Here is a 19879-nt window from a genome sequence, read left to right on the forward strand (position 1 = left end):
TGAGCCCGGCGGCGGCTTCTTGCACGGTCAGACCGGAAGATTAAGCAGCAGGAGCCGCTTCTTCGGCTGCGGCAGCGCCGCGCACGGTCATGATGGTGGCGACCACGGGGTTGTCCTGGCCGTGCTGCACCAGAGCCACGCCCTTGGGCAGCTTGACGTCGGCGATGTGGATGGAGTGGCCGGCAGCCAGGTCCTTCAGGTCCACTTCGATGAACTCGGGCAGGTCGGCAGCCAGGCAGGTCACTTCCACTTCGTTCAGCACGTGGGAGACGATGCCGCCGCCCAGCTTGACGCCGGGAGCGATGTCAGCGTTCACGAAGTGCAGGGGCACCTTGGTGTGCAGCTTCTGGTTGGGATCGACGCGCTGGAAGTCCACGTGCAGCACGATGGCCTTGTAGGGGTGAGCCTGGTAGTCGCGCAGCAGAACGGATTCCTTCTTGCCGTCGATGTTCAGGTTGATCAGGGAAGAGTGGAAGGCTTCCTTGCGCAGAGCCAGGTAGATGGCGTTGTGGTCCACCTCGATGGAGATGGGGGCAGCGGTACCACCGTAGACGATGCCCGGGACCTTGCCGGCACGACGCAGGCGGCGGCTCGCTCCGGTGCCCTGGTCGTTGCGCTTATCGGCGTTGAATTCAAAGATCATGATGACTCCAAAGTAAAGACCCCGACCGCGACCAGCCGGGGGGTTGAGAAAACTTATTCGATGAACAGGGAGGACACGGAGTCCTCGTTGCTGATGCGCCGGATGGTCTCGGCCAGCAGTTCGGCCACGGACAGCTGGCGGATGCGGGTACAGGCCATGGCATCGTCGCGCAGCGGAATGGTGTCGGTCACCACCAGTTCGTCCAGGTCGGAGGAATTGACCCGCTCCACAGCGGCGCCGGACAGCACCGGGTGGGTACAGTAGGCCACCACCTTCTGGGCGCCGTTGGCCTTGAGGGCAGAGGCGGCCTTGCACAGGGTGCCGGCGGTGTCGACGATGTCGTCCATGATGATGCAGGTGCGGCCGTCCACTTCGCCGATGATGTTCATCACTTCGGAGACGTTGGCCTTGGGGCGACGCTTGTCGATGATGGCCAGGTCGCACTCCAGGCGCTTGGCCAGGGAACGGGCGCGGACCACGCCGCCGTGGTCGGGGGAGACCACCAGCAGGTTTTCGTGGTTCTGCTTCTGGATGTCTTCCAGCAGGATCGGCAGGGCGTAGACGTTATCCACCGGGATATCGAAGAAGCCCTGGATCTGCTCGGCATGCAGGTCCATGGTGAGGACCCGGTCCACGCCGGCGGCGGTCAGCAGGTCGGCCACCAGCTTGGCGGCGATGGGCACCCGGGAAGAACGGGAGCGGCGATCCTGGCGGGCGTAGCCGAAATAGGGGATGGCGGCGGTGATGCGACCGGCGGAGGCGCGCTTCAGCGCATCCACCATCACCAGCAGTTCCATCAGGGTATCGTTGGAGGGGGCACAGGTGGACTGCAGGATGAAGACGTCGTGACCACGCACGTGCTCTTCGATTTCCACGCTCACTTCCCCGTCGGAGAAGCGGCCTACGCTGGCACGTCCCAGGGGACGGCGGCCCAGGCGGGAAACCACGTCGGCAGCCAACTTGGGATTAGCGTTGCCGGTAAAGACCATCAGGCTATTGAAAGCCATAGGGGCGCCCCCAGAAATGCAATACGGGCAGGTATGTACCTGCCCGTTGTCTCGGAATTATTGGCTGGGGAGGAAGGATTCGAACCTTCGCATGCCGGAATCAAAATCCGGTGCCTTAACCAACTTGGCGACTCCCCAGTAACCGGTTTGGCGCTGCCGGACATCAGAACTGCTGCCGCCAGCGACTGGAAATCTGTGCCTGTCCCGCAACCTGCGTTGCGCTGCGTGACTAGCGAGGCGCGGATATTACACAAAAAATTTCGGGCGGGCAAATCTTTTGCCAAAAAACTTCGCCACCCACCCGGCCACCCTAGGGCAACAGTCCGTACAGGGGGTGGCTGTCCAGCCCGGGCGCCACCCAGCCCTGCATGTCGGGCGGCAGCTGGGCCAGGGCCGCCTCGGCCCCGGCCTGGTCCGGGAATTCGGCAAAGACGCAGGCCCCGGAGCCGCTCATGCGGGCCCGGCCGAAACGCTGCAGCCATGCCAGGTGCCGCGCCACCTCGGGAAAGCGGGCGCAGGCCACCGGCTCCAGATCGTTGCCGCCCAGGCCGGGCCGCCAATCGGCAGCCGCCATGGCCGGCGTGTCCCGCTTCAGTTCGGGAGCCCGGAAGATGTCCACGGTGGGCACCGCCACCGGCGGCTGCAGCACCAGATACCAGGCCGGCGTCGCCGGCACGGCCTGCAGCGCCTCGCCCACGCCCTCGGCGAAGGCGGTGCGGCCGAAGATGAAGACCGGCACATCGGCCCCCAGGGTCAGGCCCAGGGCCTGCAACCGTTCCCGGGACAGGCCCAGTTGCCACAGGTGGTTGAGGGCCAGCAGCACGGTGGCGGCGTCGGAACTGCCGCCTCCCAGGCCACCGCCCATGGGCAGCCGCTTCTCCAGGCGGATATCCGCCCCCCGGGTGCAGTTGGCCGCCTGCTGCAGGAGACGGGCGGCCCGCACGGTGAGGTCGCTCTCCTCCGGCACCCCGGGCAGGGGATTGAGCAGGCGCACCTGGCCGTCCTCCCGGGGCGCGAAGTGCAGGGTGTCGCCGTAATCGACGAAACGGAACAGGGTCTGCAGCAGGTGATAGCCGTCGGCGCGTCGGCCCACCACATGCAGGAAGAGATTGAGCTTGGCCGGCGCCGGGTAGGCGCTGCCCCAGGTCCAGGCCGGGTTCATTGGGCGCTCCAGTCGTCGATGCGCAACTTCAGCTCCAGGGCTTCGCCCCGTCGGGCCGTCAGCCGCACCGGCAGGGCCTGGGGACTGGGGTTGTCGCCGTAGTCGTAGTCGATGCTCCAGCCGGCCTCCTGCAGGCGCAGCAGGCGGCCGGCGCCGTCGCGCTCCGCCGCCCCTGCCGGGGCGGCACGGGCCAGCAACCATTCGCCCATGCCGGCCACCGGCAGGGGATAGCCCAGCACGTCGGCCACCAGCTGGTCCGCATCGGCAGCCTGGAATTCCTTCTGGTCGGCCGTCACCAGACGGGCAACGCCGGGACGGCGGCTGATCTCTGCCGCGCCCTGGCCGAAGGGATTCATGAGGAAGATGTCGTCGCCTTCAGGGGCATGGCGCCAGGCGATCTTGCCGGAGTAACTGGCCTGTTCGTAGCGCAGGGAAAAACGCCCCTCGATCTGGAAGGACTGCAAGGTTTCCCGCGCCACGGCGGGCACGGCATAGCGCTCCGGCACGGTGCTGCAGGCGGCGAGCAGGGCCAGGAGCGCTCCGGCGCCTAAACGGAGAAATGCGGCGACCACGGATCAGGGCTGGAATTTCTTGACGGCGGCAGCCAGGGCTTCGTTGTCCGGGTCCTTCCTGGCGGCTTCGCGCAGCACGCGGCGGGCCTCGTCCTGGCGCCCCAGACCCCACAGCACCTCGCCCATGTGGGCGGCGATCTCCGGGTCCTGGCGCAGGCCGTAGGCCTTCTGCAGCTGGATCAGGGCGCCGGCCAGGTCGCCCTGGCGATAGAGCACCCAGCCCATGCTGTCGATGATGAAGGCGTCGTCCGGCAGCAGGGCCAGGGCCCGGGCCACCAGTTCCCGGGCTTCGTCCAGGCGCATGTTGCGCTCGGCGAAGGTGTAGCCCAGGGCGTTGTAGGCATGGGCGTTCTCGGGCTGCAGGGCGATCACCTGGCGCAGGCGCTCTTCCACCAGGGCCACCTTGTCGAGACGGTCGGCCACCAGGGCGGAGTCGTAGAGCAGCTCCGCATTGCCCGGATTGCTCTTGAGCAGGCGTTCCAGCACCTCCAGGGCCTCGGCGTAACGCTTGGCGTCGCGCAGCAGCTGGGCTTCGGACTGGCCCAGGGCAACCCGCTCGGTGGGATGCATGGTGGCGGTCTGCTGCAGCACCTGCCGCGCCTCGTCCAGCTTGCCGGCACGGGCCAGCAGCATGGCCTGGCGGTTGCGGGCGTTGAGGAAGGGCTCGCTGAGGCCGACCTGGCCGTAGTAGTCGATGGCGGCCGCCTCGTTCTTGCGCGCCTCCATGACCTGGCCCAGGTAGTAATTGACCAGGTTGCGGTCGCCGAACTCCAGCTCCAGCAGGTGCTTGAGCTGGGTCTCGGCGGTGTCCAGGTCGTTCTGCTGCAGGGCCAGGATGGCCACCGGATAGACCACTTCGACGCTGTTGGGGAAGTCCCGCAGCAGGCGGCGGAACTCGGCGCTGGCATCGCTGAAGCGCTTGTCGCCCACATAGGCCCGGGCCAGGTGCAGGCGCACGTCCTTGGCGTTGGGATGGCGGCTCAGATAACGCTCCAGCAGGGGCACCACCTTGGCCGGCGCTTCGGCGGAGACGATCTGGGCCTCCAGCAGCACCGGCATTTCCCATTCGGGACGCAGCTCCTGGGCCCGGCGCACCGACTCCTGGGCCAGAGGGCGGTCGCCTGCGGCCAGGGCGGCCTGGGCCACGGCAAAGTGGGCTTCGGCCACGCCCTGGTAGGGCTGGGTGACGCGCTGCACCAGACGCAGCACGGCGCTCTTGTCCGGCTGGCGGACCAGCATGCGGTTGAGGCGGCTGAGGTTGTCGCCCAGGTTGTCCTTGTCCTGCTCCAGCAACTTGCTCAGGTGGGGCACCAGGTCGTCCAGGCGGTTGAGGACGATCAGCACCCCCACCAGGGTCTGGCGAGCCGTCACCGACTCGGGTTCCGTTTCCACCCACAGCTGGGCCAGTTCATGGGCCAGATCCATGCGCCGGGCAAAGCCCGCCACCTCGATGGCCCGAGCCAGCACCTGGGGGTCCCGGCTGCGTAGGGCCAGTTCCGCGTACACGGACAGGGCCAGGTCGCCGTAGCCCCGGCGCAGGGCGATTTCCGCCAGCAGCACCTGGTACGCCACCTGGCCGGCCGGAAGCTCGGCGGCAGAGGTGGGCACGGCCGCCGGAGCCCGGGGCGCCCGCTCGGCCTTGGCCGCCCGGGATTTGGCCACGGGGGCGGGGGTGGCATCGGCGGCAAGGGCACCATTGGCGGCCAGGGCGGCGACCAGGACAGCGAGGGGGATCATTTTCATGGCAGTGTCAGTCACCGGGGAGGAGACCGCGTTAGAAGCTTTCGCTTAAGATTAGTGCCGCATGTTAGGCAGTTTTCCAGGGCGCCACAAGCGGGCGGCCGTGCCGCTTACATCCGCTCGCAACACTTTACCAATCCATACATCCGCTCATTCATCCACTTTTCGCCATGCCCGAACTCCCCGAAGTCGAAGTCAGCCGCCTCGGCCTCCTGCCCTACCTGCCCGGCCAGGTGCTGCAGGGCGTCAGCCTGCGGGCTCCGCGCCTGCGTCACGAACTGTCGCCGGCCCTGGCCGAACGCCCCGTGGGCCGCTGCCTGAAGCGGGTGGAGCGGCGCGGCAAGTACCTGCTCTTCGACTTCGAGAGCGAAGGGGGCGGCGGCTGGATCATCCTGCACCTGGGCATGTCCGGCAGCCTGCGCCTGGTCCCGCCCGGCACGCCGCCGGGCAAGCACGACCATGTGGACCTGCATTTTCCCGGCCGCACCCTGCGCTACCGAGACCCGCGTCGCTTCGGCACCCTGCTGTGGGTGGACGGCCCCGTTGTCCTCGACCACCCCCTGCTGGCGCCCCTGGGCGTCGAGCCGCTTAGCGACGCCTTCGACGGCGCCTGGCTGCACCAGGCCCTGCGGCGGCGCCAGGCCCCCATCAAGCAGGTGCTGATGGACGCCCACAGCATCGTCGGCGTCGGCAACATCTATGCGGCGGAAAGCCTCTTCCGGTCCCGCATTTCGCCCCTGACGCCGGCCTGCCGCCTCAGCCGCCAGCGCTGCGACAGACTGGCGGCCACGGTGCGGGAGGTGCTGGCGGAATCCATCGCCGCCGGCGGCAGCAGCGTGCGCGACTACGTGCATAGCGACGGCGGCGCCGGCAGCTTCCAGCTCATCGTCGCCGTCTACGACCGGGAAGGAGAGCCCTGCCAGGTCTGCGGCGGCCCCATCCGCCGCATCACCCAGGGCGGACGCAGCACTTTCTACTGTCCCCGCTGCCAGCGCTGACGCCCCGGCGACCGTCCGTCGCCCCATTTCAACCAGTGCTGGCACAAGCGGCGCCAGCGCGTTGATTCCATTTGGCATTGTGGGGTAGAGTAGCCTCTCCCTTTTTGTCGCCGGTGTCGCCATGCCGAATACCCTTGCCCAGAACTTCGCCGCCTACAGCCAATGGCGGACGCAGCTGTCGGAATGCATCGAGCACTTCCGCGCCTGGCTGGCGGACAATGAACTGGGCGATGCCCAGAGCGACCTGCGCCTGACCCAGCTGCTCGAGCGTCTCAAGGAAGACCGTCTCAACGTGGCTTTCGTCGCCGAGTTCTCCCGGGGCAAGTCGGAACTGATCAACGCCATCTTCTTCGCCGACTACGGCAACCGCATGCTGCCTTCTTCCGCCGGCCGCACCACCATGTGCCCGACGGAACTGCTGTTCGATGCCGACAAGCCCTCCTGCATCGAGCTGCTGCCCATCCACACCCGTGCCACCAATGCCGGCATTTCCGAATACAAGCGCTTCCCCAACGAGTGGGAGACCGTGCCCCTCAACGTGGACTCCCCCGAAGCCATGCAGGACACCCTGCGCCACGTCAGCGAAGTGGTGCGGGTGGACCGGGACACGGCGGAGAAGCTGGGCTTTCCCGTCGGCGACGACGAGGCCGCCACCTACCGCATCGGCGAGGACGGCCTGGTGGAAATCCCCCGCTGGCGCCATGCCGTCATCAACTTCCCCCATCCCCTGCTGCAACAGGGCCTGGTGATCCTGGACACCCCGGGCCTCAACGCCATCGGCGCCGAGCCGGAACTGACCCTGTCCCTGCTGCCCAACGCCCACGCCGTGCTCTTCATCCTGGCTGCCGACACCGGCGTCACCCAGTCCGACCTGGCCATCTGGAAGGACAACATCGGCGCCGGCGGCAACCGCAAGCGGGGCCGCCTGGCGGTGCTCAACAAGATCGACGGCCTCTGGGACGAGCTCAAGAGCGAGGCCGAGATCCAGGCCGAAATCGCCCGCCAGGCCGACAGCTGCGCCTCCATCCTGGGCCTGCCCCAGGAGCAGGTGTTCCCCGTCTCTGCCCAGAAGGCCCTGGTGGCCAAGATCAACGGCGACGACGCCCTGCTGCAGCGCTCCCGCCTGCCGGAACTGGAACGGGCCCTCTCCGAGGAACTGATCCCGGCCAAGCAGGACATCGTGCGCGACAACACCGAGGCCGAGTTCGGCGAACTGCACGCCCGCATGCGCGCCCTGCTGGATTCCCGCATGCGGGGCCTGAAGGAACAGCTGACCGAACTGACCGAGCTGAAGGGCAAGAACAAGGGCGTCGTGGAATACATGATGGCCAAGATCAAGACCGAGAAGGAAGAGTTCGAATCGGGCCTGCAGCGCTATTACGCCGTGCGCAGCGTCTTCTCCACCCTGACCAACAATCTCTTTGCCCATCTGGGCCTGGACGCCCTGCGCAGCCTCACCCACGAGACCCGGGACGCCATGCAGGCCGCCACCTTCTCCCGGGGCCTGTCCGCGGCCATGGACCGCTTCTTCCGCACCTCCAAGGAGAACGTGCAGAAGTCCGGCAAGGAGATCGGCGAAATCCTCTCCATGATGGAGGCCATCTACAAGAAGTTCAGCGTCGAGCACGGGCTCAAGCTGGGTTCGCCGACCCAGTTCAACCTGCTGCGCTATGAGAAGGAGCTGGAGCGTCTGGAACAGTGGTGCAACACCCACCTCAACACCATGTTCCAGCTGCTGACCCACGAGAAGGGCAACGTCACCCAGAAGTTCTTCGAGGAAGTGGCGGTGCAGGTGCGCCGCGCCTTCGAGCACGCCAACCGGGACGTGGAAATCTGGCTGAAGGCAGTCATGGCCCCCATGGAGACCCAGGTGCGGGAACACCAGATCCAGCTGAAGCGCCGTCTGGAGAGCATCAAGCGCATCCACCAGGCCACCGACACCCTGGAAGACCGCATCGGCGAACTGAACCACATGGAAGCGGCCCTGCTGGCCCAGATCGACACCCTGCAGGCCCTCGGCAACGATCTCCAGGCCCTGCTGCACCCCCAGGGGGAAGGCCTCCAGGCCGCCGCCTGACGCACGCCTCGCGGACAATAAAAAAGCCACGGCATGCCGTGGCTTTTTTATTGGGGCCGTTGCCGGCCCGGAGAAGGCTCAGGCGCGCTTGTTGCCGGTCAGCTTCTCGTACTTGCTCCACAGCTGGTCTTCGCTTTCGACCACGTCCGGGTTCTTGGGGATGCAATCCACCGGGCACACTTCAACGCACTGGGGGGTGTCGTAGTGGCCGACGCACTCGGTGCACTTGCTGGGGTCGATCTGATAGATCTCTTCGCCCTGGGAGATGGCCTCGTTGGGGCACTCCGGCTCGCACACGTCACAGTTGATGCATTCGTCGGTAATCATCAAAGCCATAGCTGCTTTCCTTCATTCAAGATAGTTCGGAGACTTTTTTCGCCGCCAGCCGCTTCTCCACGACCGGCTGGACGAACTTGCTGACATCCCCCCCCAACCGGGCGATCTCGCGCACCATGGTGGCGGAAATGAACATGTACTGCTCCCCAGGCGTCAGGAATACTGTTTCGACCTCGGGATACAGATTACGGTTCATCCCCGCCATCTGGAATTCGTATTCAAAGTCGGACACCGCCCGCAAACCGCGGATGATGACCTTGGCGCCTTGCTGGTGGAGGAAATCCATCAGCAGGCAAGAAAAACCTTTCACTTCCACGTTGCCATAGGGCGCCAGGATTTCCTGGGCCATGGCGACCCGGTCTTCCAGGCCGAAGAACGGGCGTTTGTTCGGGCTGTCGGCCACGGCCACGATGACCCGGTCGAACAGGCTGGAGGCACGCCGGACCAGATCCTCGTGCCCCTTGGTCAGGGGGTCGAAGGTTCCCGGGTAGATCGCCAGTCGGTTATTCAGCATCGGCATTGTTCCGCGCCATAAGGTGGTAGAAGACCTGCCCGGCCTTGCCGCGCTTCACTGTGGCCCAGTCGCCCAGGCTTTCCAGGGGCTTTTCCGCTTCGGCGTAAATCACGCCGTCTTCCTTCAGCACCCGGGACAGGAGGGGTTCCAGTTTTTCCAGCCAACCGAGATGGTAGGGCGGATCGAGGAACACCAGATCGAAACGCAGCTCCGTAGAGGCGACGAATTTTAGCGCATCTTCCCGGATTATCTGCAAATTTTCCCCTTGCAGCAGGGCGGCGTTGTCTTTCAGGGCCGCAAAGGCCTTGGGCGACCGCTCCACCAGGACGGAGCGGGCGGCTCCGCGGGAGGCCGCCTCGAAACCCAGGGCGCCGCTGCCGGCAAAGAGATCCAGGCAGTTCCAGCCCGTCAGGTCCTGGCCCAGCCAGTTGAAGAGGGTTTCCCGCACCCGGTCCGGCGTCGGCCGCAGGCCTTCGCCGTCGGGGAAGGACAGCACCCGGCGGCGCCACTCGCCGCCGATGATGCGCACCACGTTGTTGCCCGCCCGGGCCCGGGCGGCGCCGGCCCGGCCGGCCGGCTGCGGTCCGGGGCGGGCCATCAGTCGGCAGCCACCTTGACCGTCACCAGGTGCTGGGGCAGCACGTGGCGCTGGAAGGCGGCCTTGATGTCGGCGGCGCTGACCTTCTCCACCTTGGCGGCGTAGGTGTCCAGGTAGTCCAGGGGCAGGCCGTAGAAGCCGATCACCGCCACGTTGTCGAGCAGCTTGCGGTTGCTGTCCAGGCGCAGGGGGAAGCTGCCGACCATGTTGTCCTTGGCCGCTTTCAGCTCCTTCTCGGTGACGCCCTTGGCGAGGAACTCCTGCAGCACCTCATTGACCACCTTGAGGGCGTCGCCGGCCTGGGCCCGCTTGGTCTGCAGGCCGATCTGGAAGGGACCCCGGGCCACCATGGGGGCGAAGTAGCTGTAGGTGCTGTAGGCGTAGCCCCGGGCATCGCGTACTTCCTTGAGCAGGCGGGAAACGAAGCCGCCGCCGCCAAGGACGTAGTTGCCCACCTGCAGGGCGTAGAAGTCCGGATCGCCCCGGGGAATGGCGGGCAGGCCGAGCAGGAGGTGGGACTGGGTGGCCGGATGGGGCACCGACACCACCCGGCCCTGGGGCAGGCTGGCCGCCGGGATGGGGGCAGCCGGACCACCGGCGGGCAGACCGGCCGTCAGCTTCTCGGCAATGGCTTCGGCCTCGCTGCGGGAGAGGTCGCCCACCAGGGTGACGCTGGCCTTGGCGGCGTTGTAGTTGGCGCGCCAGAAGGACTCCACATCGGCCCGGGTCAGGCTTTCCAGGGACTCGGGGGTGGATACCCGGCCATAGGGATGATCCGGGTAGAGGGCCTGCCAGAAGGCCCGGCTGGCCAGCACTTCAGGCTTGGTCAGGGCGTCCCGCAGACCGGCCACGGCGCGCACCTGCTCCCGCTGCAGCACCGCCTCGGGGAAGCGGGGTTGCTGCAGCACCAGACGCATGATTTCCAGGGCGCCGTCCCGGGTTTCCCGGGCCGCCAGGGTGCGCAGGCTCAGGCTGGCCCGGTCCTGGTCGGCACCGCCGCCCAGGTTGGCGCCCAGGTCGGCCAAGCGGTTGGAAATGGCGGTCTCGTCCAGGTCGCCGGCACCTCCGTCGAGCAGGCCGTGGGTGAAGCCGGCCAGGCCCGACTTGCCGGCCGGGTCCCGGGAGCTGCCGGCGGCAAAGTCCACCTGCACGTCCACGATGGGCAGGGCATGGTTTTCGACGAAATAGACCCGGGCGCCGGAGGGGGCAACCCAGTGCTCGATGGTGACCCCGGCCTGGGCGGCAGAGCCCAGCAGGGCGGCGGCAAAGAGCAGGAAGTTAGGCAGTCGCATCATGGTCTCCTCGATCAGTGGCGCACGCCGGCGGGGGCGCGGCGGCGGGGAGCATCGGCCAGGGGCTGGGGTTCCAGCAGGCCCACGGTGAGGCTGTCGTCGCTGAAATACTGCTTGGCCACCCGCTGCACGTCGGCAGCGGTGACGGCCTGGAGCTTTTCGATCATGCGCTCCACGGACTTGTAGGAGAGGCCAACGATTTCCATCTGGCCGATCTCCATGGCCTGGGCGAACATGGAGTCCCGCTTGTACACCTGGCTCGCCACCAGCTGGGCGCGGGCCCGCTTCAGCTCTTCCTCACTGACGCCGTCGGCGGCGATGCGCGCCACTTCGGCCTTGAGGGCGGCCTCCAGCTCGGCCGGGGTATGGCCCTCGGCGGGCGTGCCCAGCATGAGGAAGAGGGAGGGGCCGCGGCTGCTGTTGTCGTAACCCGAGCCCACGGACTGGGCCAGACGCTGGTCCTTCACCAGGTGCTGGGTGAGGCGGGCGCCGTCGTGGCCGTCCAGCACGGCACCGAGCATTTCCAGGGCGTAGGGGTCGCTGTCCTTGTTCACGTCGCGCAGGGTCGGCGCCTTCCAGGCCAGCAGCACCTGGGGCAGTTCCGCCGGGCCCTTCACGGTGACGCGGCGGATGCCCTTCTGGGGCGCCTCGGCAATGGGCTTGCGCGCCGGCAGGGCACGGGGCTTGAGCTGGCCGTAGGTCTTTTCCGCCTGGCGGAAGACGGCCTCGTGGTCCACATCGCCCACCACCACCAGGGTGGCGTTGTTGGGCACGTACCACTGCTGGTACCAGTGGCGCAGGTCGGCGGCGGTCATCTGCTCCAGGTCCGCCATCCAGCCGATCACCGGCCGGCGGTAGGGATGGGCCGAGTAGGCCACGGCATTGAGGGCCTCGAACAGCAGGGACTGGGGATTGTCGTCGGTGCGCATGCGCCGCTCTTCCATGATCACCTGGATTTCCTTGGCGAATTCCTTCGGGTCCAGGGTCAGGTGGCCCATTCGGTCCGCCTCCAGGGCCATCATCTCGGGCAGCTTCTGCTTGGGAATCTGCTGGAAGTAGGCGGTGTAGTCGTAGTTGGTGAAGGCGTTGTCGCGGCCGCCGGCGGCCGCCACCCGCTTGTTGAACTCGCCCGGGCCGACCTTGGGCGTGCCCTTGAACATCATGTGCTCCAGGGCATGGGCGACGCCGGAGGTGCCGTCCACCTCGTCCATGCTGCCCACCTTGTACCAGACCATGTGCACCGCCGTGGGGGCACGCCGGTCTTCCTTGACGATGACCTTGAGGCCGTTCTTCAGGGTGGTTTCATAGGGATTGGCCAGGACGGCGCCAATGGGGAGCAGGCCCAGCAGCAGGGCCAGGAGTCTCGATTTTCTGGGGATCATGGTTCGCTTCCGAAATGAAATGCCCCGCAGGGCCATGAACGGGCGAATTCGGCAACGTCCTCGGGGGACGCTTGGGCTAAAATTCGGATTTTCCTGCGGCGCATCTTACCGAGCCGCCCTCCCCCTGTCAGCCCTGACAGCCCGGGAACGAACTTAGAACGGAACCCCGCATGTTTGGTTTCTTGAAAAAATCCGACAAAGACCAGGACGCCACGCCCGCCACCGCAGCCGCCGTGGCGCCGGTGCCGGAGCCCCTGGACAAGCCCCTTTCCTGGCGCGAGCGCCTTTTTGCCGGCCTCTCCCGCACCCGCTCCCAGCTTGGCGGCAAGCTCAAGTCCGTCTTTGCCCGGGGCAAGGTGGACGACGAACTGCTGGAAGAACTGGAGACCCTGCTGCTGACCAGCGACGTGGGCATGGACGCCACCATGCACCTGCTTGACGAACTGAAGCGCCGCGCCAAGCAGGACAAGCTGGAGGGCGCCGCCGCCATCCAGCAGGCCCTGGCCGACACCCTGGCCCAGATGCTGGCGCCCCTGGAAGCGCCCCTGCAGGTGGATAGCCACAAGCCCTTCGTGATCATGATTGCCGGGGTCAACGGCGCCGGCAAGACCACCTCCATCGGCAAGCTGGCCAAGTACTTCCAGGGCCAGGGCAAGAGCGTGCTGCTGGCTGCCGGCGACACCTTCCGCGCCGCAGCCCGGGAACAGCTGATGACCTGGGGCGAGCGCAACAACGTCACGGTCATCGCCCAGGAATCCGGCGACCCGGCGGCCGTGGTCTTCGATGCCATCGCCGCCGCCAAGGCCCGGGGCATCGACGTGGTGCTGGCTGACACCGCCGGCCGCCTGCCCACCCAGCTGCACCTCATGGAAGAGATCGCCAAGGTGCGCCGGGTGATCCAGAAGGCCGACCCCACCGGCCCCCACGAGGTGATGCTGGTGCTGGATGCCAACATCGGCCAGAACGCCCTGGCCCAGGTGAAGGCCTTCGACAAGTCCATCAACGTCACCGGCCTGGTGCTGACCAAGCTGGACGGCACCGCCAAGGGCGGCGTCATCGCCGCCATCGCCCGCCAGTGTCCCAAGCCGGTGCGCTTCATCGGCGTCGGCGAAGGCATCGACGACCTGCGCCCCTTCGTCGCCCGGGACTTCGTGGACGCCCTCTTCGGCGAGTAAGCTCAGGACCGTCATGATCTCCTTCTCCGCGGTACACAAGCGCTACCCCACCGGCTACGAAGCCCTGCGGGGCGTGAGTTTCGACATCGACGCGGGGGAGCTGGTCTTCATCACCGGCCACTCCGGCGCCGGCAAGACCACCCTGTGCAAGCTGGCCGCCGCCATCGAGCGCCCGACCTCGGGCAGCGTGGTGGTGAACGGGCAGAACCTGGCGGCCCTGCGCAAGAGCGCCATTCCCTACGTGCGGCGCAACTTCGGCCTGGTCTTCCAGGACCAGAAGCTGCTCTTCGACCGCACCGTGCTCGACAACGTGCTGCTGCCCCTGGCCATCGTCGGCCTCTCCCCCAAGGAAGCCGGCAAGCGGGCCCGGGCAGCCCTGGACAAGGTGGGCCTGCTGGAACGGGAGAAGGCCAACCCCATCGCCCTCTCCGGCGGCGAACAGCAACGGCTGGCCATCGCCCGGGCGGTGGTTAACCGGCCCGCCATCCTCCTCGCCGACGAGCCCACGGCCAACCTGGACACGGATTCCGCCGGCGAAGTGATGGAGCTGTTCAAGGCCTTCCACCAGGTCGGCGTCACCGTCATCCTCGCCACCCACGACACCCAGTGGGTGCGCCACCTGAATCCCCGGGTCCTGTGGGTCGAACACGGCCAGGTGCGGGCCCCCGGCGAACGCCCGGAAGGACAAGCATGAACGCCTGGCTCACCCAACACCTGTCGGCCCTTCAGGGCGCCTGGCAGCGGCTTGCCGCCTCGCCCCTCAACACCGTGCTGTCCCTGCTGGTGATCGGCATCGCCCTGACCCTGCCCGCCGCCGGCGTGGTGGTCCTGGACAACCTGCGCCAGGCCGCCGCCGGCGTCGCCAGCACCCAGCAGATCAGCGTCTTCCTCAGCCCCGAGGCCAGCCGCAAGGAGGCCACGGAGATGGAATCCCGCCTGCGCCAGGAGGTCTCCGGCAGCATTGTCTTCGTGCCCCGGGAAGACGCCCTGAAGCGCCTCCAGGGCACCGCCGGCATGGCCGAACTGGTGGCCAGCCTGCCGCGCAACCCCCTGCCCGACGCCTTCATCGTGGAACCGCGCAACGCCGCACCGGAACAGCTGGAAGCCCTGGCCAAGACCCTCTCGGCCTGGCCCAAGGTCGCCCACGTACAGCTGGATTCGGCCTGGATCAAGCGTTTCGACGCCTTCCTGCGCCTCGGCCGGCTGGCCGTGCTGCTGCTGGCCGCCGCCTTCGCCGCCGCCCTGGTGGCCGTCACCTTCAACACCATCCGCCTGCAGATCCTGGCCCAGGCCGACGAAATCGAAGTGGCCAAGCTGATCGGAGCCACCGACGGTTTCATCCGCCGCCCCTACTACTATTTCGGCGCCCTCCAGGGCATCCTCGGCGGCCTCATCGCCATGCTCCTGGTCAGCGCCGCCGTGGCCGTCCTCTCCGGGCCGGTCAGCCAGCTGGCCAGCCTCTACGCCACCGCCTTCCGCCTGCACGGCCTGGGCCTCGACCACTCCCTGCTGCTGCTCGGCGTCGGTGCCCTCCTCGGCTGGCTCGGCGCCCAGCTCTCGGTAGGCCTCTACCTGCGGCAGATCGAACCGAAGTAAGAGGCGGGAGGGCGCCGGCCACCGGCCGCCCTCCCCGCTTCGACCGCCGTCGGGCCAGCCCGTTTTCCCCTCCCCATTGCGACGCCGCCTCCCCGAGGCTATCCTCCGCCCCGGCGGTCGGTGTACCGCCACCATATTTCAGCGGCCAGGCCGCTTTTAAGCTGCGGTGCCATCCCCATCGCGGCGGCTTTGTTTTGGGGAGTCTGTAATGTCCTTTTCCCGTCGTAACTTCCTGGCGACTGCCGGCGCCCTGGGCGCAGGTGTCGTCTCCCGGGCCCATGCCGGCAACCTGGTGTTGCCCTCCCTCGGCGCCGAACTGCTGCCGCCGCCCAAGGGCAAGCGCGTCGTCGTCTGCGGCGGCGGCTGGGGCGGACTCACCGTGGCCCGCTACCTGCGCAAGCTGGACCCTTCTGTCGAAGTGGTGCTGATCGAACGCAACCCGGTGTTCTGGTCCTGTCCCATGAGCAACAAGTGGCTGGTGGACATCGTCGGCACCGACCTGCTGGTGCACGACTACCTGACCGTGGCGAAGAAATTCGGCTACCAGTTCCTGCAGTCCGAGATCGTCGGCATCGAGCGGGACAGGAAGAAGGTCATCACCGGCCAGGGCGCCATCGGCTACGACTACCTGGTGCTGGCCCCCGGCATCCGTTACCAGTACGAAGCCTGGTTCGGCGACGACCGCAAGACCATCAACTACACCAAGGCCAACTACCCGGCGGCCTACATCCCCAGCGCCGAGCACATCACCCTGAAGAAGAAGCTGCACAGCTTCAAGGGCGGCGACTTCGTCACCGTGCTGCCGCCCCCGCCCCACCGCTGCCCGCCCTCCCCCTACGAGCGGGTGTGCATGATGGCCTGGCACCTGAAGCAGCACAAGATTCCCGGCCGCATCGTCCTGCTCGACCCCAAGCCGGCCCCCACCCCCATCGGCATCGGCTTCAAGCAGGCCTTCGACGAGCTGTACAAGGACCAGGTGCTGTACGTGCCCAACGCCACGGTGAAGGAGGTGGACCCGTACAACAAGCAGGTGAAGACCGCCGCCGGCGACTTCAAGTTCGAGGACGCCATCCTCATGGCGCCCCACCGGGCCGGCGACCTGGTATGGATGGCCGACCTCATCGGCCAGGACGACAAGGGCCAGGCCACCGGCTGGGCCGACCAGCACAACGTGGGCCTGCACAGCCAGAAGGACCCCAATGTGTGGATCATCGGCGACGCCGTGGGCAAGGCCTCGGAACTGTTCGGCTGGTACCCCAAGAGCGGCCACGTGGCCAACCGCCTGGGCCGCATCGCCGCCCGCCAGATCGTGAACCGCATGCAGGGCAAAGACTTCGACAAACTGCTGCCGGACAACCTCTGCTACATGTTCGTCAACGGCAACCCCATCGAGGCCATCCTGGTGGACTTCCAGTACAAGTTCAACGCCGAGGGCAAGATCGTGCAGACGGTGAAGGAATACCACGAGCACGACGTCAACCTGGCCAAGGAAGACTTCGTCTGGTTCGAAGGCATGGCGGAGGATTTCCTGGATCGGGGCTGATGCTCCGCCGGTTCGCAGCAACAAAAAAGGCGCGGATATCCGCGCCTTTTTTGTTGGAGACTTTGGGCGTGTTCCAGTTGAGCACTCTAACGTCCAAGTTCAGGGGCGCGCCTCCGGTAGGCGGAGCGTCCCCTGCAACGCAGGGTTAGCCGTCGCGCCAAGTAAATGGCGGAACTCATCTTCAAGAAGCTTCCGCGCCTTGGGAATCTCGCCCTTGATGGCATCCCACCCCTCGTTCCACGCTTTCTCCTTTTGTTGCCGCGTGTAATCGTTCAGCGACTGATCGTCGAAGCCGACGTAGACACCAAAGGCAATAACGTGAGAGCGGACCTTCATGGCAAGTTCTTCGAGAGATGCACAGATCTCCTCGGGAAAGTAGATTCGGTGCTTGTCGAAATATCTGAAGAAGTCGACTAGCTTGTTCATCGCTGTATGGTGCTTTTGCTTCTTGTCTGGCTCACCGGCCCACTCCATCGGGGAGAGAAAGCTTTCCGCCTCCCACAGCATTTCAACTAAGACTCCGTATAGCTCGGCGATCACCGTAGCGCGCTTCTCATGTAGCCGTGAGAAGCGGACTTGGTGTTCGATTGAACGAATTTGGAGATCGCTACGAAGTTGCTCAATTGCTGCATCGGACTTGGCCTTTAGATCGGTCTCGAAACGTTTGGTATCGCGCGCTATAAGCTTCTCCAAGAGCGACTTACCGATCAGTCCCAAGACGGCTATTAGCGCGGCATTACCGCCGAATGCGAGCAGAATTGTTTGCCAAGCGTCCATGCGCGTTTTTCTCCGACGGCTAACGTTGAGCTAACGGGCGCTGCGTGGCCTTATCGCGCAGTGTACAGCGACCAGAGGGAGCAACGTTGAGCGGCATGTTATGTACTTGCCTCACGATAGAACTTGAAGAGAAACCATAGAGGAACAACCGTCACAACCGCGGAGCTCGACGCAAAGAAGATGCCCGCGAGCATTTGAACTGCACCGAGGACGAGCAGGCCGAGGCGTTGGAGATGGGACAACGATGCAGGAGAAAAGAGCAATACAGAAACGACGAGGGAAAAGGCTCCGGCCACAAACAGGTAAGTAATAGCCGCACGAGCTGGACTGTCTGCGGCGAACAATGCACTAAAACCGTCTTTACCACCGATAGCGGCAAGAATGAAAACGATGGCTGCAAAGAAAAGTGCGGCCACCAAGTAGAGGATTGCGGTAACGAGCCGCACCTTAGTTCTAAGGTACATAACGTGGAGGTAAGGGGCGCGCCGCCGGCAGGCGGAGCGTCCCAGCGGACGAAGGCCGCGCCTTGACCGCAGGGTTAGAGGGCCAGTGATTTATGAAGAAAGACATTGTAGGGAGCGTTTTCTACATTGATGTTTTCCGGTACAGGGAAGCTATTGCCGCAGCAATCGATTTCGACATATTCGAGATAACCAGACTCTCCCGAGAAAAGAAGAATTTCCAAACTTTGCTCTTCACCAGGAAGTTTGAAATCAACTTCAAAAACCAAGCCATAACCGCCACGCTTTGCCAAAGGCGGAACATCAGGACTGCCTCGAACGCTCACCGCAAAGCTGTTGCATCCGCAGGCACAGAAGTCAGAAAGATCCGCGTTTTGGAACTGAGCAATTAGCAATTCAGGTTTAGGGAAGCCGCATCTCTGAACAATGAACTTTTGCCAGAACGTTGCGCGGTCGGGACCGTTCGCCATCGAGCCCTCTAACGATTGAAGTAACCGGACGCCGCGCGAGGCGGCCAGAGGCAGCCTAAATGCGGCTGTTCGGCGGTCCGGTTGACTGGATTGTTATAAGGCATTTCGGTCCCAGACCACGAATGCAGCGTTGTTTGCTGACGATGCGGCTTGAATGAACGCCTTATTGTCGAACCCTCTCAGCCCCTGAAAATGAGCGAGGAAAGAACCGTCTTTATCCCCGCTTGACGGGAAGTAGCACTCGCCACCCGTGTATTCGAATTTCCAGAAGACATCCTCTTCAAAAGGGCCTTTGTCATTCGTGATGATTTTGATTTTTTGGATGGTCTTCGGATCGAACTCGGAGGTTATTCCGCTAGCAGACTTGCAGGTGAACATTTCATCCATCCCAACCAACCACGGACCTCTCGGATAAAAGTTCTCTTCGGAGTGTGCGTTCATAGATAGCATCAAAATTAGTAGCACCCCGACGAGACGCTTCAGGCGGCTGCCTTATAACGTGCTAGGTGAGGGGCCGCCGGAGCGGCGAAGCCGCGTAGGGAACCGAGAAGCGCAGCTTCTCGGCGGTCCCTCTCCACCGGCGGGTTAGGCGCCGATGGCCGACGCAAGGAATGGTGTGACTGCATTGAGTAACCTAGGGCTCAGTACGGCCGAAGAATCAGCATGCATTTGAATGAGGTCAGGCGAAGAAAATGATGACTGAACTTGAGACGGCGTGAGGAGGGGTAACAGCGTTTCAATTGGTTCTTCGTCTTCGGGTTCCACGGGCAACGCCGCAGCGTGCTTAAGCGTGCAGATTGCGATGGCCACAGCAAGTTTGACCGGAAGTGGGGTTGGTTTGGAGTCGCCTAGGACCGAGGGTTCGAGCCAGTACTCGACTGCGGCACGATCATAACCACCGCCCAAACTACCACCTAGGGCAACGATTTCCTTCGCCAAGAGGTCGACGTCGGACTTGAGTTGATCGTATGAGTGCATCGGGTTCATGACCGGCGCCTAACGTGCTAGATAACCGGCTGCCGGAGCGCGCAGCGCGGAGGGGACCCAACGGCGCAGCCGTTGGGCAGTCCGGTTGATCGGCGGGTTGGGCGTCGTGGCAGGATCACTTGATTTCAATGACGCGTTTATGCCCGCCAAGCTCTATGACGCCAGACGCAGCAGGTAGGTTTGTCGGTTCCGTACGCCTCCATAGCAACCAGAAACCACCCGTTGCGTCGTTGAAGTGCACAGTGCGCGAGGAATTGGGCGCAACTGAAAAAGCCCTGGTACTAAGCCGTAATTGCTCTGTGAATTCCTTAGGGCGATTGCCATCGAACCCCTCGGAATGGTACTGAGAGACTTCGATGGTAGCTTGAACTGCAAGCGAGTTCCGAATCTCGATGTCGTAGCCAAAGGTAAGCGCAATGCAGGCGCCAGCCCACGGACCTGCTACAACCATGAAAACCAAATGCGCGAGTGTTCTCATGACGCCCAACTAGTAGTAGACGACAAGTACGTCCAATAAAACGTCGGGGTGTCCAATAAGCTGGGATACCG

Annotated in this window: 21 protein-coding genes and 1 tRNA gene; 6 read left to right on the top strand and 16 right to left on the bottom strand. The window is 65.0% G+C overall.

Features of this window, described 5'->3' with window-relative positions:
* Positions 1 to 40: 40 nt before the first annotated feature.
* The 6 genes from EV678_RS10440 to EV678_RS10465 all read right to left on the bottom strand — a co-directional run bounded on the left by EV678_RS10440 (position 41) and on the right by EV678_RS10465 (position 5127).
* The gene (locus EV678_RS10440) at positions 41 to 643 is read right to left on the bottom strand and encodes a 50S ribosomal protein L25/general stress protein Ctc (protein WP_014236140.1); all 603 of its coding nucleotides are present in this window, start codon (positions 641 to 643) and stop codon (positions 41 to 43) included.
* 53 nt (positions 644 to 696) lie between these two features.
* Positions 697 to 1650: a ribose-phosphate pyrophosphokinase gene (locus tag EV678_RS10445; protein ID WP_130459489.1), complete on the bottom strand. Its 954-nt coding sequence runs from the start codon at positions 1648 to 1650 to the stop codon at positions 697 to 699.
* A gap of 61 nt (positions 1651 to 1711) precedes the next feature.
* Positions 1712 to 1788: transfer RNA gene (locus EV678_RS10450), tRNA-Gln, on the bottom strand.
* 172 nt (positions 1789 to 1960) lie between these two features.
* A complete protein-coding gene (ispE, locus tag EV678_RS10455) occupies positions 1961 to 2812 on the bottom strand; it encodes a 4-(cytidine 5'-diphospho)-2-C-methyl-D-erythritol kinase (RefSeq protein ID WP_130459490.1) in 852 nt (283 codons plus the stop codon).
* Positions 2809 to 3384, bottom strand: a complete 576-nt coding sequence (gene lolB, locus EV678_RS10460) for a lipoprotein insertase outer membrane protein LolB (protein WP_130459491.1) — start codon at positions 3382 to 3384, stop codon at positions 2809 to 2811. The genes ispE and lolB overlap by 4 nt, the downstream gene beginning before the upstream one ends.
* A 3-nt stretch (positions 3385 to 3387) precedes the next feature.
* Positions 3388 to 5127 (bottom strand): tetratricopeptide repeat protein, encoded by a 1740-nt coding sequence (locus EV678_RS10465; protein WP_130459492.1) that lies wholly within the window; start codon positions 5125 to 5127, stop codon positions 3388 to 3390.
* Between the two features lie 167 nt (positions 5128 to 5294).
* Here EV678_RS10465 and mutM point away from each other — a divergent pair, with 167 nt between their 5' ends.
* The gene (mutM, locus tag EV678_RS10470) at positions 5295 to 6122 is read left to right on the top strand and encodes a bifunctional DNA-formamidopyrimidine glycosylase/DNA-(apurinic or apyrimidinic site) lyase (RefSeq protein ID WP_130459493.1); all 828 of its coding nucleotides are present in this window, start codon (positions 5295 to 5297) and stop codon (positions 6120 to 6122) included.
* A gap of 121 nt (positions 6123 to 6243) precedes the next feature.
* Positions 6244 to 8199 (top strand): dynamin family protein, encoded by a 1956-nt coding sequence (locus EV678_RS10475; protein ID WP_130459494.1) that lies wholly within the window; start codon positions 6244 to 6246, stop codon positions 8197 to 8199.
* Positions 8200 to 8277: 78 nt separating this feature from the next.
* Here EV678_RS10475 and EV678_RS10480 read toward each other — a convergent pair whose 3' ends face one another.
* Genes EV678_RS10480 through EV678_RS10500 form a run of 5 tightly spaced genes read right to left on the bottom strand, consistent with a single transcriptional unit; the run spans position 8278 to position 12321 of the window.
* Positions 8278 to 8535: a YfhL family 4Fe-4S dicluster ferredoxin gene (locus tag EV678_RS10480; protein WP_014236133.1), complete on the bottom strand. Its 258-nt coding sequence runs from the start codon at positions 8533 to 8535 to the stop codon at positions 8278 to 8280.
* Positions 8536 to 8551: 16 nt separating this feature from the next.
* Complete coding sequence (gene coaD, locus EV678_RS10485; RefSeq protein WP_014236132.1) at positions 8552 to 9049, bottom strand: pantetheine-phosphate adenylyltransferase; 498 nt, start codon at positions 9047 to 9049, stop codon at positions 8552 to 8554.
* The gene (gene rsmD / locus EV678_RS10490) at positions 9039 to 9647 is read right to left on the bottom strand and encodes a 16S rRNA (guanine(966)-N(2))-methyltransferase RsmD (RefSeq protein ID WP_014236131.1); all 609 of its coding nucleotides are present in this window, start codon (positions 9645 to 9647) and stop codon (positions 9039 to 9041) included. The genes coaD and rsmD overlap by 11 nt, the downstream gene beginning before the upstream one ends.
* Positions 9647 to 10942 carry a M16 family metallopeptidase gene (locus EV678_RS10495; protein WP_235832450.1) on the bottom strand — a complete coding sequence of 432 codons (1296 nt, stop codon included), beginning with the start codon at positions 10940 to 10942 and terminating at the stop codon, positions 9647 to 9649. The genes rsmD and EV678_RS10495 overlap by 1 nt, the downstream gene beginning before the upstream one ends.
* Positions 10943 to 10953: 11 nt before the next feature.
* Complete coding sequence (locus EV678_RS10500; protein WP_130459495.1) at positions 10954 to 12321, bottom strand: M16 family metallopeptidase; 1368 nt, start codon at positions 12319 to 12321, stop codon at positions 10954 to 10956.
* A gap of 170 nt (positions 12322 to 12491) precedes the next feature.
* Here EV678_RS10500 and ftsY point away from each other — a divergent pair, with 170 nt between their 5' ends.
* From ftsY to EV678_RS10520, 4 genes are all read left to right on the top strand, one after another.
* Complete coding sequence (gene ftsY / locus EV678_RS10505; RefSeq protein WP_130459496.1) at positions 12492 to 13496, top strand: signal recognition particle-docking protein FtsY; 1005 nt, start codon at positions 12492 to 12494, stop codon at positions 13494 to 13496.
* A gap of 13 nt (positions 13497 to 13509) precedes the next feature.
* Positions 13510 to 14190 carry a cell division ATP-binding protein FtsE gene (locus EV678_RS10510; RefSeq protein ID WP_130459497.1) on the top strand — a complete coding sequence of 227 codons (681 nt, stop codon included), beginning with the start codon at positions 13510 to 13512 and terminating at the stop codon, positions 14188 to 14190.
* Complete coding sequence (gene ftsX / locus EV678_RS10515; protein WP_014236126.1) at positions 14187 to 15092, top strand: permease-like cell division protein FtsX; 906 nt, start codon at positions 14187 to 14189, stop codon at positions 15090 to 15092. The genes EV678_RS10510 and ftsX overlap by 4 nt, the downstream gene beginning before the upstream one ends.
* 208 nt (positions 15093 to 15300) lie before the next feature.
* Positions 15301 to 16635 (top strand): FAD-dependent oxidoreductase, encoded by a 1335-nt coding sequence (locus EV678_RS10520; protein WP_014236125.1) that lies wholly within the window; start codon positions 15301 to 15303, stop codon positions 16633 to 16635.
* A gap of 99 nt (positions 16636 to 16734) precedes the next feature.
* Here EV678_RS10520 and EV678_RS10525 read toward each other — a convergent pair whose 3' ends face one another.
* The 5 genes from EV678_RS10525 to EV678_RS10545 form a co-directional block, all read right to left on the bottom strand.
* Entirely contained in the window at positions 16735 to 17412 is a 678-nt protein-coding gene (locus EV678_RS10525) for a hypothetical protein (RefSeq protein WP_130459498.1), read from the bottom strand.
* A gap of 98 nt (positions 17413 to 17510) precedes the next feature.
* Positions 17511 to 17858, bottom strand: a complete 348-nt coding sequence (locus tag EV678_RS10530) for a hypothetical protein (RefSeq protein WP_130459499.1) — start codon at positions 17856 to 17858, stop codon at positions 17511 to 17513.
* A 92-nt stretch (positions 17859 to 17950) separates the two neighbouring features.
* Positions 17951 to 18343, bottom strand: coding sequence for a hypothetical protein (locus tag EV678_RS10535; protein ID WP_130459500.1), 393 nt, complete (start codon positions 18341 to 18343; stop codon positions 17951 to 17953).
* A gap of 93 nt (positions 18344 to 18436) precedes the next feature.
* A complete protein-coding gene (locus EV678_RS10540) occupies positions 18437 to 18784 on the bottom strand; it encodes a hypothetical protein (RefSeq protein ID WP_130459501.1) in 348 nt (115 codons plus the stop codon).
* 144 nt (positions 18785 to 18928) lie between these two features.
* Positions 18929 to 19330 carry a hypothetical protein gene (locus EV678_RS10545; protein WP_130459502.1) on the bottom strand — a complete coding sequence of 134 codons (402 nt, stop codon included), beginning with the start codon at positions 19328 to 19330 and terminating at the stop codon, positions 18929 to 18931.
* Positions 19331 to 19879 lie beyond the last annotated feature (549 nt).

The sequence above is a fragment of the Azospira oryzae genome (assembly GCF_004217225.1).
Classification (GTDB): Bacteria; Pseudomonadota; Gammaproteobacteria; order Burkholderiales; family Rhodocyclaceae; genus Azospira; species Azospira oryzae.